Consider the following 13,918-nt stretch of genomic DNA (forward strand, 5'->3'; position numbering starts at 1 on the left):
CTAGAAATCGCAGGAGCCCCGCACTGTACCCGTAGGGTCAGTGTCGGGAGGAATGCGGAAGTTATGATAGAACCATGACCCAAGTCCTGACCGTATCCTGCAAGCTCAAGGCGTCCCAGTCGCAAGCCGCCAAATTGGACGCGACTTTGGAGGCTTTTGGCCAAGCCTTGAATTGGGTCAACCAGAACACGCCGGAGAAGATCGTCAACGCGGTCAAGCTGCAATCCCTTTGCTACTACGAGATTCGAGCCCGGTTTGGCTTGTCCAGTAACTTGGCTCAGCAGGTCTGCAGGCGGCTGGCCGGCGCCCGTAAAGTTGCCCAACAGAAAAACCGCCCCGTCAAAGCGTTCAAGGGTGGCTTCGCTACCTACGACGCTCGTATCTTTTCGTTCCGCGAGAAAGACTGGACGGTGTCGCTGACCACGGTGGAGGGTCGGGAGCGCTTTGAGCTGGCGATTGGCCGCTACCAGAGAGAACGGCTGGCGGGCTCCAATCCCAAATCTGCCACTCTGGTCAAGCGTAAAGACGGCTCCTACTCTATTCAAATCTGTGTGGAAACGGAGCCATCCCCACCGCAACGCACGGGTAGAGTGCTGGGGGTGGACTTGGGAAGGACAGATATTGCCCATACGTCAGAGGGTGATAACTGGAATGGACAGCAGTTGAACCGAGTCCGAGACCACTACTCTCGATTGAGGGCGGCACTCCAACGCAAAGCCAGTAAGGGCACACGCAGTTCGCGGCGCAGATGCCGTCAACTGCTGCAACGGCTGTCTGGCAAGGAGAGGCGCTTTCAGGCGTGGGTCAATCATCGCATCTCCAAAGCTATTGTCTCTAGGGCAAAGACCACAAACAGCGCTATTGCCCTGGAAGACCTGACAGGGATCCGGAAAAGAGTCAATCAACAGCCGCGCAGCAAAGCCGAGCGGCGCAGGGCCAACAGTTGGGCGTTCTACCAACTACGTCAATTTCTGGAATACAAGGCGAGGGCTGCAGGGGTTTCTCTGATTCCTGTGCCGCCTGCTTACACGTCGCAGACCTGTCACCGGTGCTTACACATCCACCCTGAGCAGGGCAAGTCCTACCGCAGTGGCAAGTCGTTCAAGTGTGGGCACTGTGGATGGGAAGGAGATGCGGATTTGAATGGTGCGAATGTGATTGCGCTTTTGGGGGCTGCTGTAAACCAGCCTAGAGGTTCGTGGTTGGCTTGCCAACTGCAGGGCTACCGAAAGCCCGCCCTGTACTGCGAAGCAGTCAGGGTCGGGTAGTTTACAGGCCCTTCTGGTTTGTGATTTGTGCATCCGGGTCGTAGCTATCGCCGTCTCATTCCCTTCATTCGGCCCCATCTGTGGATGTTGTTGCTGGGGCTGACCTGCACCCTTGGCTTTGTGCTAACCATGCCCGCCCTCGCCTACTTGATCGAGTGGGTGGCACGCTCCATTGGTGCCGGGGATCTGGGGCAATTGCGGATGCTGGCCTTGATTGGGGTGGTGTTTTTCTTGGTGCGCGGCGCTTTTCAGTATGGCCAAGACACCCTGATGGCGAGGGCCTCCTTGCAAATGGTTTTGGAATTGCGCCAACAGATTTATGCCCACCTGCAGGCACTGGATGTGGACTATTTTTCCGGCAGCCGCACCGGCGATCTGGTCTATCGCCTTACGGGGGATCTGGATCGGGTGGGAGAGGTGGTGCAACGATTTTTCCATCGCTTCATCCCCAGCGTGCTCACCATCTTGGCGGTGGTGGCCTACCTGTTCTATCTCAACGGCATTCTCACCTTGACCACCTTGCTGATCGCCCCCCTGATGGGAGCCTTGATCAGTTGGTTTGGGGATCGCCTTTTGTTTCGCTCCCGCCTCAACCAAGAGAAGATGTCGGATTTGGCCGCCCTCTTGACAGAGGTGTTTGCCGGCATCAGCCTCACTCGCGCCTTTGCGGCTGAGGACTACGAAATTCGCCGCTTCAGTGCCATTGCCGAAAGCAACCGCCTGGCCCGGTTTCAGACCGAACAGGTGAAAGCCATTCAAGACCCGGTGGTGGGTTTTCTGTACGCCATGAGCGTGTTGGGGGTGTTTTGGGTGGGCGGCTGGCAAATTAGCCAGGGCAACCTGACCGGCAGCCAGTTTCTCGGCTTTATCGCCGGTGTTGCGATGTTGATCGACCCTATTGTTCACATCACCAACAACTACAGCGAGCTGAAACAGGGTGAGGCTTCGGTGGAGCGGATTTTCGAGCTGCTAAACACCCGCTCCCAAATCCGGGAGCTGCCCGGGGCCCGCCCCATGCCTCCCATTCAGGGTTGGGTGGAGTTCGACCAAGTTTCCTTTGCCTACAAACCGGATCAGCCGGTGCTCAAACAGATCAGCTTTCAGGTGTCTCCCGGCGAGATTGTGGCCCTGGTGGGATCCTCCGGCGCCGGCAAATCCACCCTGGTGAGCCTGATTCCCCGCTTTTACGATCCCCAGCAGGGCTGCATCCGCATCGACGGCATCGACATCCGCACCGTCACCCTCAAGAGCCTGCGCCGGCAGATCGGTATTGTGCCGCAGGAGATCACCCTGTTTTCGGGAACCATTGCCAGCAACATCGCCTACGGACAAGAGCATTTTGACCTGGAAGCGGTACGCCAGGCGGCCCAGGTGGCCAACATCGACACCTTTATCGAGAGCTTGCCCGATGGCTACGCCACCCGCGTGGGAGAACGGGGGGTCACCCTCTCCGGTGGACAACGGCAACGGCTGGCCATTGCCCGCGCCGTGTTGCTCAACCCCAAGATCTTGATCCTGGACGAGGCCACCTCTGCTTTGGACAACGAGTCAGAAGCGTTGGTGCAGGAAGCGCTGCAACGGCTGATGCAACGCTGCACCGTTTTTGTGATTGCCCACCGCCTCTCGACGGTACGCACCGCCCACCGCATTTTCGTCTTGGAGCAGGGGCAATTGCTGGAGCAGGGAAATCACCGAGAATTGCTGGGCAAAGGGGGGCGCTACGCCCAGTTTCACCTGCGCCAGTTTCATTGAACCCTTGGCCTCTGGATCTCCTGGATCTCCCATGCCTGCCAGAAGGGCCGGTAAAACTCCGGATCCGCAGGCGCTCCCCCCGGGATCCCGCAGATGGCCGCCGCAAATTGCACGGCTCGTTGCACCAGAATCGCCTCCGGCCATCCCCGCAACAGCCCCAGGATGGCCACGGCGCTAAATGCATCTCCCGCCCCCACTGTATCCACCAGCTGAGGCGCGGGCACTGGGTCGGCCCGATGGATCTGAGTAGGGGTGATCAGCAGCGCGCCTGCCGCTCCCAAGGTCAGAAATAGACCTTTCAGGTTCAGATGAGCCTGGAGGATCTGTCCTTGCTCCAGCAGGTCTCCAGGAGGGATCCCTTCCAGTTGGGCCACTTGCTCCAGCTCTGCCTGGTTCAGCTTCAGCCAAGTGCAGGTGCGCAGCATCTCCTGGATGGCGTCTGGATGCCACCAGGGATCCCGCAGGTTGAGATCCAGAAACACGGGACAGCCCAAAGCGGGGATCCCCTCTTGAAAGTGGCGATGGGCTGCCTCCCGGCGGGCTGCCAAGCTGCCCCGGTAGAGCAGGCTGGGCTGGAGAGCTTGCAGAGCCCCGATATCCAACTGGATGTAGTCGTAGGCTTGGTCGGGCAAGATGGCGAAGGTGGGGATCCCTTGCTCATCCAGGGTTACCTGAACTTTGCCGGTGGGGTGAACAGAATCCTGCTGCAGACCCTCCAGGCGCAGCCCCTGCCGTCGCAAGGCCCCCAGCAGCTCTCTGGCGGCCTCGTCTTGGCCAACACGGCTGAGCAAGAGGGGATCGGATCCCAGCCCCTTGAGGTTCCAAGCCACATTCAAAGCTGCTCCGCCCAGCACAATCTCTGTGGGGAAGCAGTCGAAAAGCACCTCCCCCAAGATGAGCGGCAAACCCAGGGGCACATGAGAGGGATCCATCTTGAGCACTCAGCTAGAAATCGCAGGAGCCCCGTGCTGTACCGGTAGGATCAGTGTCGAGAGGAAAGTCCGCCTCCATGGTTATAATTGTACTGCGGACACCAGAAACGGTTGTTTAAGGCACTGGTAACGGTCGATTGGGGGTGCTGTAAACCACCCCAGAGGCTCGTGGTTGGCTTGCCAACTGCAGGGCTACTAAAAGCCCGCTCTGTACTGCTTTAGCGGTCGGAGTCAGGTAGTTTACGAAGCAGCCGTTGACGTCCGCGGTGCGGAGCCCAATCCCTGGAGCTCCAGGATCTGCTGATAGGTGTTGCTGCGGAACCAACGCTCGATTTCTCTGGCCCGCAGCACCGGCAGCGGATGGGTGCGCCCCACCGTTTGCATCTGCTTCAGCTCCATCTGCCACAGATCCCCGTCCAGCTCATCATAAGTGCGGGCCTGCTCCAAAAAGGCGTCCACGTTCAGCTTGGAGGCCAATTGCGGGGATCCCCCACACAATTTCATCAACACCGAGATCACCGTCTTGGCATCTTGGGCTACCAACAGCGCCGCCCGGTCACAGGTAAACTCGGCACACCGCAGCCAGTGCATCAGTTGATCCTGCAACGCCTGATAAAACAACCCCCCGAAGGGGAGCAAGCTGGTGGAGAGCATGAGAATGTTGGCCATCGTCAAGTAGACCCCGTGATTGCACTTCAAGTGGCCCAACTCATGAGCGATCACGGCCTGAATTTCCGGCGGCTCCAACAGATCCAGCAGAGAGCTGTGCAAGACAATGAAGGGCTTTTTCCCCTGCATGGCAAAGGTGTAAGCATTGGGCGTGGGGTTCTGCCGCACGTAGAGCTGGGGCACCTCCAGATCCAAGATGCGACAGGCCTGCACCAAAAGCTGATGAATTTCCGGCAACTGATGCTCGTTAATTTGGATGCTGGAAGCGATGTTATCCAGATAAAATATCTGTCCTGCCGTTGAGCCAAGCCAATTTTGAATCAGCAGGCCCAGCCCCGGCACTTGCTGCAGAGAGCGGGTGGCTTGCAGATCCACGGGATGACGAAATTGGTCGGCCCGCAGGCCCAACAGAATGCGAGGTTCTCGTTGAATGGACGACATAGACAATAGACAACAGAGGGAGACAATAGACAACAGAGGGAGAAAGGACTTCGGTTACAACTCGTAGGGCACAAACTGGCGGTGGCGATTCAACAAAAATAGCTGCTCCGGCGGCGGATCCGGCAGGGTCGGCTTGTCAGCTAGAAATCGCAGGAGCCCCGTGCTGTACCGGTAGGATCAGTGTCGAGAGGAAAGTCCGCCTCCATGGTTATAATTGTACTGCGGACACCAGAAACGGTTGTTTAAGGCACTGGTAACGGTCGATTGGGGGTGCTGTAAACCACCCCAGAGGCTCGTGGTTGGCTTGCCAACTGCAGGGCTACTAAAAGCCCGCTCTGTACTGCGAAGTAGTCAGGGTCGGGTAGTTTACTAAAATCAAACGGGTTTTCTCCAGAGGGGATCTCCCAATAGACCACATAATCTTGAATGCGAGTGCCATCGGTAACAAAGCGCCCAGTATCGGCGGCAGCACGCTCAGCGCGGCGATAGAGTCGCCCTTGCCAGGTCAAGTGCGGGGGCAGCCCCAATCCCAAAAACAGTTGCTGCCGACTGGATTCCTGGTTGAACACCGTTTGCAGGCGATCCGCCCAGATCCTTGCCAGATCTGCCGGTTGGGGAGCAGCATGAGCCTCTGCATCGGCTGGAGTTACCTCCAACAGCAGTTGCTGGTTCAAAAGAATCCGAGCGGCTTGAGCTGGGGGATCCCCGCTGCCGGTCGTCGAGGGATTGGGACTGGGGATATCCAGACTGACCTGCACCTGAGGGCTGCTGGCCTGTAGCAAAATCTCTTCCAACCGTTGCTTCAGCAGACGGAGGCGAGCGGGGGCATCGGGGGTGCGCAGGGTCAAAACCAGCTCACTCCCCACCCGAAACTCGCTTTCTGCCCAGGTTGCCTCACTCCGCCAACTCCCCATCAGCCCACCCACGAGCAGGATCCCTGCCCACCTCGCCATCCTTGCCGGCCCCCTTACCGGGGGTGAAGCGCTCCTCTGTGGCCTTGACAAGTTCACTAACCTCGCCTCTCCCCTGCAGGACTCCTTGATCTTAGCCGCTACCCTAGATACATCTGTTCTCTTGACCCTATGCCGTTGGCAAGCTCGGCTTCTTTGTCATTGTTCTAAGGTCATCATGCGGATCCCGACTTCCACCTATCGCATTCAGTTTCATGCTGGGTTTGACTTCGACGCAGCACGACAGATTGTTCCCTACCTGAAGTTGCTGGGCATCAGTGACTTGTATGCCTCTCCCATCTTCCAAGCCCGCAAAGGCAGCACCCACGGCTACGACGTGGTGGATCCCAGGCAGATTAACCAGGAACTGGGGGGAAGCGAAAAGTTTGAGCTCTTGTGGGAAGCCCTCAATCAGCAGGGAATAGGCTGGATCCAGGACATTGTGCCCAATCACATGGCCTACGATGGCCAAAACCAGATGCTTATGGACGTTCTGGAGAGTGGCCCCAACTCAGATTTTGTTGACTACTTTGATGTGAATTGGAATCACTCTTACCTGGGGATCAAAGGCAGAATCTTAGCCCCTTTCTTGGGAGATTTCTACGACAAATGTTTGGAGTCGGGTCAAATCCAGCTTCGTTATGATGCCGATGGCCTAAGTATTAACTACTACAACTTGAGGTTCCCCCTCAATATTGACACCTATGCCGATGTTTTTACCTACAACCTGAGCAAGCTGCGGCGAAAATTGGGACGCAGCCATCCCGACTACGTCAAGTTGCTCGGGATCCTCTTCAGCCTGAAATTTATCCCTAGCAAGGAAGATCTCCTGGAGCGCACCGATCAAATTAGCTTTGCCAAGCATTCTTTGTGGGAACTCTACACGTCTAGCCAACCTATCCAGAGCTTTTTTGACGAGAACATTGCCATTTTTAACGGCAAGCCAGGGGATCCGTCAAGCTTTGACCTGCTGGATAGTCTTCTGGCGCGGCAAAATTTTCGCCTTTCCTTCTGGAAGGTGGGTGCTGAGGAGATCAATTATCGTCGTTTCTTTACCATTAACGAGCTGATCTCACTGCGGGTGGAAGATCGCGAGGTGTTTCGCAAAACCCATCAGCTTATCTTTAAGCTTGCAGAACAGGGGCGTTTTAGTGGTTTGCGCATCGATCATATCGATGGGTTGTTCAATCCCGAAGAGTATCTCCATCGCCTGCGGGAACGCTGCCCAAATCTTTACATCGTGGTGGAGAAAATACTAGAGGCCAATGAAAGTCTGCCCCAAAGCTGGCCGGTTCAGGGCACAACGGGTTACGATTTTTTGGCTAAGCTCAACGGCATCTTTTGTCAAGAAGAAAATGCGGAGGCTTTTGACTCTCTCTATCAAAATTTCACAAATCTACGGCATTCCCCAGAGCAGGTTATCGAAGATAAAAAACGCCTGATCATCGAGCGCAACCTGTCAGGAGATATGGATAACCTTGCTTTTTTGCTCAAACAGATCACCAGCCACCATCGCTATGCCAATGACTTTACCCTCTACAGTTTACGTCGAGCTTTGGTAGAAGTTTTGGTGTGCTTTCCGGTCTACCGCGTCTATATCCACGAAGGGATCCTCAGTCCAGAAGGTCAACAGGTGGTTCGTCAAGCTGTGGAGAAGGCCAAGGAGAACCTGCCCGTTTTGGTGAATGAGCTGAATTTTATTCAGCGCTTTCTCTGCTTGGAGTCTCTGGACAATTTATCAGACCAGGAGAAAAATGAGCAGATCCATTTTGCCATGCGCTTGCAGCAGTTGGCCGGCCCTCTCATGGCCAAAGGGGTAGAAGATACTGCTTTTTATGTGTACAACCGCCTTTTATCTCTCAATGAAGTCGGCGGGGATCCCTGTCGCTTTGGCCTTTCGGTGCAAGAGTTTCACCGCTTTAATCAAGAGCGGGCAGCTCGGTGGCCTCTGTCCATGAATGCTTCTGCCACCCACGACACCAAGCGTGGCGAAGATGTGCGGGCCCGGCTGAATGTGCTTTCTGAAATCCCCGCCGAGTGGGAAAAGCACATCAACCTTTGGCATGAACTGAACCTCGGCTACAAAGTCCGCAGCAAACAAGCCAAGCGCTCAGAACTGCCGGATCGCAATGACGAGTATTTGCTCTACCAGACATTGCTCGGCTCTTATCCCTTCCAACCGGAAGAGGTACCCCAGTTCGTACAGCGGGTCAAAGACTATGCCATCAAAGCAGTGCGGGAAGCTAAAGTTCACACCGCTTGGCTTCGCCCCGATACCGAGTACGAAGAAGCCACTACCGCCTTTATCGAACGGATCCTTCAAGGTCCTAACCCCTTTTTGGAGTCCTTTTTGCCTTTCCAACGGAAAGTTGCCCACTTTGGCATTTTTAATTCCCTCTCGCAGACGCTGATCAAGCTCACCAGCCCTGGGATCCCGGATATTTACCAAGGCACGGAACTGTGGGATTTGAGCATGGTGGATCCCGACAATCGTCGGCCTGTGGATTTTTCCCGTCGCCTCGCCTATTTGGAAGAAATTCAACGGCGGGTTAAACAGGATCCTCTCCAACTCATTGCGGATTTGCTACTACACCGCAGCGACGGACGCATTAAGCTGTTTCTGATTCATCATGTGCTCAAGGCCCGCCAGGAACAGCCCCAATTGTTTCTCGAGGGCAGCTACATTCCTCTGCAAATCAGCGGATCCCATGCCGCCCACATTGTGGCTTTTGCCCGTCAGCACGGCAAGCAGGTATTGCTCACGGCGGTGCCGCGTTTCCTGACAAAGTTGATCGACGAAACCCAAGATCCTCTGGGAGAATCCGTTTGGGCAGATACCGAAATTCATCTGCCGCGCTGGAAGCGGCTGGACTGGGTGAACGGGCTAACCCAGGAAAGGATCCCTGCCGGCGAAACCTTGCCGGTGGGCGTTGTCTTAAAATCCTTCCCGGTAGCCCTGCTGTGGGGACAATCCCGCTAGCGGCCTAGGCGGGGGCTAGGGCCTGAAAATGGACGATGCGGGCAAACTCTTGGGGGTCTAGGCTGGCCCCTCCCACCAATACGCCGTCAATCTCAGGCTGGGCCATCAGCTCATCGATGTTGCCGGCCTTCACCGAGCCGCCATACAAAATGGGCAGTTGGGCATTGCCCAAGTGTTGCCGGATCAAGCCGATGACCCGGTTGGCCTCTTGGGCTGCACAAGTCTGGCCGGTGCCGATGGCCCAAATGGGCTCATAGGCAATCACCAAGTTCTCCAGATCGATCCCTTGCAAGGCGCGATCCAACTGCCCCACAATCCAAGACTCAGTCAAGCCTTGCTCCCGCTGCTGCTGGCTTTCTCCCACACAAAGGATGGGGGTGAGCCCGTGCCGCTGGGCAGCTGCCAAACGCCAATTAACGGTTTCGTCCGTCTCGCCGAAGTACTGCCGCCGTTCGCTGTGGCCGACGATGACGTAGCGCACCCCCAATTCCGCCAGCATGGGGCCGGAAATTTCCCCGGTAAAAGCTCCCTGATCCTCCCAATGTAGGTTTTGTGCTCCCACGGCTATGTCGGATCCGCGGCTTTGCTCTGCCACCACCGCCAGGTCTGTAAAGGGCACACATAGGATGATCTGCCGCTGGGATGCTGACCCTGACGGCGATGACCGTAAAGCCAGGCCCAACTCTCGCAGAAACTCGCGAGCCTCAGCCTGAGTCTTGTGCATTTTCCAGTTGCCGGCAATGAGGATGGGGCGCAAGATGGATCCTCCCTTAGAGACAACAGAAGGAAGGGATCCCGCAAGCAGAAAGCCCAATAAAACAGCAGGGATCCCAGCTTTGTTTTTTCGTATGACACAGTTTACCAGCAAGCGATCCCGAAAATACGGCGACGGGATCCCCTCTCCAAGCGCCGGTTAACCCCTCAACCCACGTGGGGACAGGGGGATCCCCCACAGGCCAAAACTCAACAGGGAAAGCAGCCTCTCAGAGCTCAACGATCTGGGTGTTTTCAAAGGTAGCCAGAATTTCATCCAGATCTTTGTTCTGCAGCGAGTAGGTAGCGGTGGCATCGTTGCCAAACTGAATTTCGTCCCCGTCCTCCAGATCCCGAAATTCCACCCGTTGCCCGCCCACGTAAAGGCCGTTGGTGCTGGGGGTGCCCTGAATGTCTCCGTCAATGATTTGGTAGGTAAACCCATCGGGAGAAGAGGGAGACTCTGTCTTAACCAAAATGGCGTGGTAGCGAGAGGCGTACTGGGAGTCGATGCGAATGCTGTTGCGTGGATCCCGGCCTAAGGAGTAGAGCTCAGCCGTCAACCAGTAGGCTTTTGGCCCATGACGATCCTTGACGATGAGCACGTGATTGAGGGCTGGTCGGCGAGGGGGCGTGGTCATGAAAGGCACCCGCTTGCACAACACTGAGGGCAGGATAGCCAAAACATAACATAGGATCCCCCAGGTGGATCCCTGTGTCCACCGGATAAGTCTCTTCAGGTCGGCATCCCAGGCTGGTGCGGGATCCCCCTGAGCAACAAGAAAGGGTCTGAGTAGATTTTTGTAACAATTCCTCTCATAATAGGATCGACGATGCAGATGGATCCCTGACCATGAATGGCTCGCAACCGGATCCCGGTGCTCAACCCCGTTCTCCCCAGACACCGAAGCTCATTGAGTTGCCGGAAGATGAAACCGATGCGCAGCTCAGCGATCCCCTGCGGATGCAGCGTTACGAATGTCGTTCTTGTGGCTATGTTTACGAACCGGCTAAGGGGGATCAGCTCAATCGGATCCCGGCGGGCGTACCGTTTGAGGAATTGCCAGCCGATTGGAAATGTCCGGTGTGCCGAGCCGGTAAGCGCTCGTTCCAAGCAGTGGGCGCCAAGGGCAAGCCTTCCGGTTTTCAAGAGAACTTGCGCTACGGCCTGGGGGTGAACGTGATGACCCCTGCCCAAAAGAACCTGCTGATCTTTTTGGGACTGGCGCTGGGATTTTTATTTTTGATGAGTTTTTATTTCGTCGAGTGAGGGTCAAGATGTTCAAACCCCTGAGGCTGGTGCTGCTGATTGCTGTCTCGGTGCTGCTAATGGCGGCGCGGATGCCCAACATGCGGGTGGTGCCCTGGGAGCAGGTGGAAGTGCCCACCCAGAACATTCTGCTGGACATTGCCTTCACCGGCACCACCCCTTCCCATGGCTGGTTGGTGGGAGACAAAGCAACGCTGCTGGAATCCCGCGATGGGGGCTTGCACTGGCAGGTGCGGGAGCTGCCGGGTCTGGAGCCGGAAGCCTACCTGGCCTCCATTAGCTTTGCTGGGGCAGAAGGCTGGGTGGCCGGGCAGCCGAAGATCCTCCTCCACACCCTGAACGAGGGATCCGACTGGACTTCCATCCGCCTCAACAACCAACTGCCAGGGGAGCCGCTCTTGATCCAGGCTCTGGGCCCTGGCGCCGCCGAAATGGTGACCAATGTGGGGGCCATCTACCGCACCGAAGATGGCGGTCAGACCTGGCATGCCCAAGTGGATGAGCCGATTGGGGCCATCAAAAACATTGCCCGCGGCCCTGAAGGCGAATATCTGGCGGTGTCGTCGCGGGGCAGCTTCTACTTTCTGTACACTCCTGAAAGTCGCACCTGGAAGCCCTACCCGCGGGAAAGCTCCCGCCGCATTCAAAACATGGGCTTTGGCCCCCACGGCAGCGCTTGGAAATTGAACCAAGGGGCGGAGATCGCCTTTACCGATGACTTCACCTCCGGCCAGTGGTCGTCACCGCTGCGTCCAGGGCGGGCCCTCAGCTTTGGCTACCTCAATGCCGCCTACCAGAACGACCACGACCTGTGGGTGGTGGGGGGTGGCGCTACCCTGATCCACAGCCCTGATGGTGGCAAAACCTGGGAACAGGCCAAGAAACTCAGCAACATCCCCGCCAACTTCTACAGCATTGAGTTTTTCGGCCCCGAGCAAGGGTTTATTCTGGGGCAGCGGGGCACCCTCTTGCGCTATGTCAGCTCCAACAACTCCTGAAGATCTAGATCAGATCTTAGGGATCCCTAATCGGCACACGGGTGGATATACGCGCCAAGGATCCAGCTTCACGCCCGCGGCTGCTGGTTGCTGCCAGTGGCACTGGTGGCCACATTTTTCCGGCCTTGGCCGTTGCCGAGCAGTTGCCCGACTGGCAGATTGAATGGCTGGGGGTGCCGGATCGCATGGAAGGGAAGCTGGTGCGGGAGCGGTATCCCTTGCACCGGGTCGTCATGTCGGGCTGGCAGGGATCCCCTCTCCATAGGCTGCAGGCCTTGGCCCAACTGGCCCGCGCCACCCTGCAAGTGCGCCGACTCCTTATGTCGGGACGGTTTGATATTGTCCTGACCACCGGTGGGTACATTGCCGCTCCGGCCATTTTGGCCGCCCGCTCGCTGGGGGTACCGGTGTTGCTGCACGAGTCCAATCGGATCCCGGGCAAAGTGACCCGTTGGCTGGGGAGATTTTGTCAGGTGGTGGCGCTGGGCATGGCGGAGACGGCAGAGCATTTGCCAGGGGTGGCTGCCCAAGTGGTGGGTACGCCAGTGCGGGCCGAGTTCTACACGCCCCAGCCTTTCCCTGCCGACCTCCCCATTCCCGACGGGGATCCCCTCATTGTGGTCATGGGGGGCAGCCAAGGGGCGCGGGGCCTCAACCGCATGGTGGCCACCTGTGCCCCAGCTTGGTTGGAGGCGGGGGCCTGGATTGTGCATTTGACCGGCGGCAGCGAAGCTCAAGATCCGGAAGCCAGGATCCCCAGCCATCCCCGCTACCGGCCCTTTCCTTTCCGTCGAGATGTAGCTGCCTTGTTGCAGCGGGCCAACTTTGCCATTAGCCGCGCCGGGGCCATGAGCCTGGCGGAGTTGCTGACCACCGCCACCCCAGCCATTTTGATCCCCTATCCCTTTGCCGCTGAGGATCATCAGTATCAGAATGCTCTGGCCTTTGTGGGGCGCGGTGGGGGGGTGGTCATGCGAGAATCCGAAGAGAATCTGGACTTGCTGCGGCAAACGGTGTTGACCTGGTTGGCCCAGCCGCAGGTGGTTGCCCAAATGGCCGCTCGCTTGCAGGCCGCAGCTCCTCCCAATGCCAGCAAGGTTCTTGCCCGCCTGTTGCAGGAGATCCGCCAGAGTTCTGCCCGTTAAGCCGTGGTACAGCCAAGATTGGACAGCCTTTCCCAACGCCCGCCTGTGCCCGCCAAAGCGGCGGAGTCCCCAACCCTGCTGGCGGAACTCCCGCCCGCTGACAGGATGGAATCGCTGTTGATGCGGCTAGAGCAGTGCTTCGGGATCCCCCAGCGGGCTCCCGATGGCCTTTCCCCCCGCCCGGATCTCCTGGACGAGTTGGTGGGCACGATCCTTTCCCAGAACACCACTGACACCAACAGCAGCCGTGCCTTCCGCGCCCTCAAAGCCACCTTTCCCTCTTGGGAAGCGGTCTTGGCCGCCGACCCGGCAGATCTGGCCCAGGTGATCCGCTCCGGCGGCTTAGCCCACCTCAAGGCAGCCCGCATTCAGGAGATCCTGGCCGCCATTCAAGAACGACAGGGATCCCTGAGTCTGGACTTTCTAAGAGAGCTAGACGACGCCGGCGCCCTCGACTTTCTGCTCTCGTTAAAAGGGGTGGGGCTGAAGACCGCCACCTGTGTGTTGTTGTTCGGCCTGGGTCGGGATCTCTGCCCGGTGGATACCCACGTGCATCGAGTGGCCAACCGTCTGGGCTTGGTGCGGGCCAAACATCCCGACGACACTTTTGCTCAGCTTTCCCCTCAGATCCCCAGAGGCAAAGCCTATTCCCTGCACGTCAACTTTGTCCGGCTGGGCAAGCGCATTTGCAAGGCCCGTATGCCCGAATGTGGCCGCTGCCCGCTGCGTCCCACCTGCCCCTCTGGGCGGCAGCGTTGAT

The 13,918-nt window shown here is 57.6% G+C and carries 12 protein-coding genes; 7 read left to right on the top strand and 5 right to left on the bottom strand.

Annotated elements, in window-relative coordinates; genetic code table 11:
* Window positions 1–74: 74 nt before the first annotated feature.
* Both ACVWXW_RS07150 and ACVWXW_RS07155 read left to right on the top strand, forming a co-directional pair.
* Window positions 75–1,268: an RNA-guided endonuclease InsQ/TnpB family protein gene (locus ACVWXW_RS07150; RefSeq protein ID WP_457403348.1), complete on the top strand. Its 1,194-nt coding sequence runs from the start codon at window positions 75–77 to the stop codon at window positions 1,266–1,268.
* A gap of 27 nt (window positions 1,269–1,295) precedes the next feature.
* Window positions 1,296–3,020 (top strand): ABC transporter ATP-binding protein, encoded by a 1,725-nt coding sequence (locus tag ACVWXW_RS07155; protein WP_011433743.1) that lies wholly within the window; start codon window positions 1,296–1,298, stop codon window positions 3,018–3,020.
* Here ACVWXW_RS07155 and ACVWXW_RS07160 read toward each other — a convergent pair.
* The 3 genes from ACVWXW_RS07160 to ACVWXW_RS07170 all read right to left on the bottom strand — a co-directional run bounded on the left by ACVWXW_RS07160 (window position 3,014) and on the right by ACVWXW_RS07170 (window position 6,015).
* On the bottom strand, window positions 3,014–3,952 hold the full coding sequence (locus ACVWXW_RS07160) for a carbohydrate kinase family protein (RefSeq protein WP_457403349.1): 939 nt from the start codon (window positions 3,950–3,952) through the stop codon (window positions 3,014–3,016). The genes ACVWXW_RS07155 and ACVWXW_RS07160 overlap by 7 nt on opposite strands.
* Window positions 3,953–4,192: 240 nt before the next feature.
* On the bottom strand, window positions 4,193–5,062 hold the full coding sequence (locus ACVWXW_RS07165; protein WP_011433741.1) for a M48 family metallopeptidase: 870 nt from the start codon (window positions 5,060–5,062) through the stop codon (window positions 4,193–4,195).
* Window positions 5,063–5,304: 242 nt separating this feature from the next.
* Window positions 5,305–6,015, bottom strand: a complete 711-nt coding sequence (locus ACVWXW_RS07170; RefSeq protein ID WP_457403350.1) for a hypothetical protein — start codon at window positions 6,013–6,015, stop codon at window positions 5,305–5,307.
* Window positions 6,016–6,190: 175 nt separating this feature from the next.
* Here ACVWXW_RS07170 and treY point away from each other — a divergent pair, with 175 nt between their 5' ends.
* Window positions 6,191–8,992 (top strand): malto-oligosyltrehalose synthase, encoded by a 2,802-nt coding sequence (gene treY / locus ACVWXW_RS07175; RefSeq protein ID WP_457403351.1) that lies wholly within the window; start codon window positions 6,191–6,193, stop codon window positions 8,990–8,992.
* A gap of 4 nt (window positions 8,993–8,996) precedes the next feature.
* Here treY and tpiA read toward each other — a convergent pair whose 3' ends face one another.
* Together tpiA and ACVWXW_RS07185 are read right to left on the bottom strand one after the other, a co-directional pair.
* Complete coding sequence (gene tpiA, locus ACVWXW_RS07180; protein ID WP_457403352.1) at window positions 8,997–9,749, bottom strand: triose-phosphate isomerase; 753 nt, start codon at window positions 9,747–9,749, stop codon at window positions 8,997–8,999.
* A gap of 226 nt (window positions 9,750–9,975) precedes the next feature.
* The gene (locus ACVWXW_RS07185) at window positions 9,976–10,386 is read right to left on the bottom strand and encodes an FHA domain-containing protein (RefSeq protein WP_011433736.1); all 411 of its coding nucleotides are present in this window, start codon (window positions 10,384–10,386) and stop codon (window positions 9,976–9,978) included.
* A 323-nt stretch (window positions 10,387–10,709) separates the two neighbouring features.
* Here ACVWXW_RS07185 and ACVWXW_RS07190 point away from each other — a divergent pair, with 323 nt between their 5' ends.
* The 4 genes from ACVWXW_RS07190 to ACVWXW_RS07205 all read left to right on the top strand — a co-directional run bounded on the left by ACVWXW_RS07190 (window position 10,710) and on the right by ACVWXW_RS07205 (window position 13,917).
* Window positions 10,710–11,015: a rubredoxin gene (locus ACVWXW_RS07190; RefSeq protein ID WP_049749648.1), complete on the top strand. Its 306-nt coding sequence runs from the start codon at window positions 10,710–10,712 to the stop codon at window positions 11,013–11,015.
* 8 nt (window positions 11,016–11,023) lie between these two features.
* Window positions 11,024–12,013 carry a photosynthesis system II assembly factor Ycf48 gene (locus tag ACVWXW_RS07195; protein ID WP_414342336.1) on the top strand — a complete coding sequence of 330 codons (990 nt, stop codon included), beginning with the start codon at window positions 11,024–11,026 and terminating at the stop codon, window positions 12,011–12,013.
* A gap of 41 nt (window positions 12,014–12,054) precedes the next feature.
* A complete protein-coding gene (gene murG, locus ACVWXW_RS07200; RefSeq protein WP_457403354.1) occupies window positions 12,055–13,158 on the top strand; it encodes an undecaprenyldiphospho-muramoylpentapeptide beta-N-acetylglucosaminyltransferase in 1,104 nt (367 codons plus the stop codon).
* Window positions 13,159–13,263: 105 nt separating this feature from the next.
* Window positions 13,264–13,917 carry an endonuclease III domain-containing protein gene (locus ACVWXW_RS07205; protein WP_457403355.1) on the top strand — a complete coding sequence of 218 codons (654 nt, stop codon included), beginning with the start codon at window positions 13,264–13,266 and terminating at the stop codon, window positions 13,915–13,917.
* The last annotated feature ends 1 nt before the right edge of the window (window position 13,918 follow it).

Source organism: Thermostichus sp. MS-CIW-30, assembly GCF_054058015.1.

Excerpts from the sequence above, each read along its gene's own strand:
- ACVWXW_RS07150 (WP_457403348.1), top strand. The coding sequence starts at position 75 with ATGACCCAAGTCCTGACCGTATCCTGCAAGCTCAAGGCGTCCCAGTCG.
- ACVWXW_RS07160 (WP_457403349.1), bottom strand. The coding sequence starts at position 3,952 with ATGGATCCCTCTCATGTGCCCCTGGGTTTGCCGCTCATCTTGGGGGAG.
- ACVWXW_RS07165 (WP_011433741.1), bottom strand. The coding sequence starts at position 5,062 with ATGTCGTCCATTCAACGAGAACCTCGCATTCTGTTGGGCCTGCGGGCC.
- ACVWXW_RS07170 (WP_457403350.1), bottom strand. The coding sequence starts at position 6,015 with ATGGCGAGGTGGGCAGGGATCCTGCTCGTGGGTGGGCTGATGGGGAGT.
- treY (WP_457403351.1), top strand. The coding sequence starts at position 6,191 with ATGCGGATCCCGACTTCCACCTATCGCATTCAGTTTCATGCTGGGTTT.
- ACVWXW_RS07185 (WP_011433736.1), bottom strand. The coding sequence starts at position 10,386 with ATGACCACGCCCCCTCGCCGACCAGCCCTCAATCACGTGCTCATCGTC.
- ACVWXW_RS07190 (WP_049749648.1), top strand. The coding sequence starts at position 10,710 with ATGCAGCGTTACGAATGTCGTTCTTGTGGCTATGTTTACGAACCGGCT.
- ACVWXW_RS07195 (WP_414342336.1), top strand. The coding sequence starts at position 11,024 with ATGTTCAAACCCCTGAGGCTGGTGCTGCTGATTGCTGTCTCGGTGCTG.
- ACVWXW_RS07205 (WP_457403355.1), top strand. The coding sequence starts at position 13,264 with ATGGAATCGCTGTTGATGCGGCTAGAGCAGTGCTTCGGGATCCCCCAG.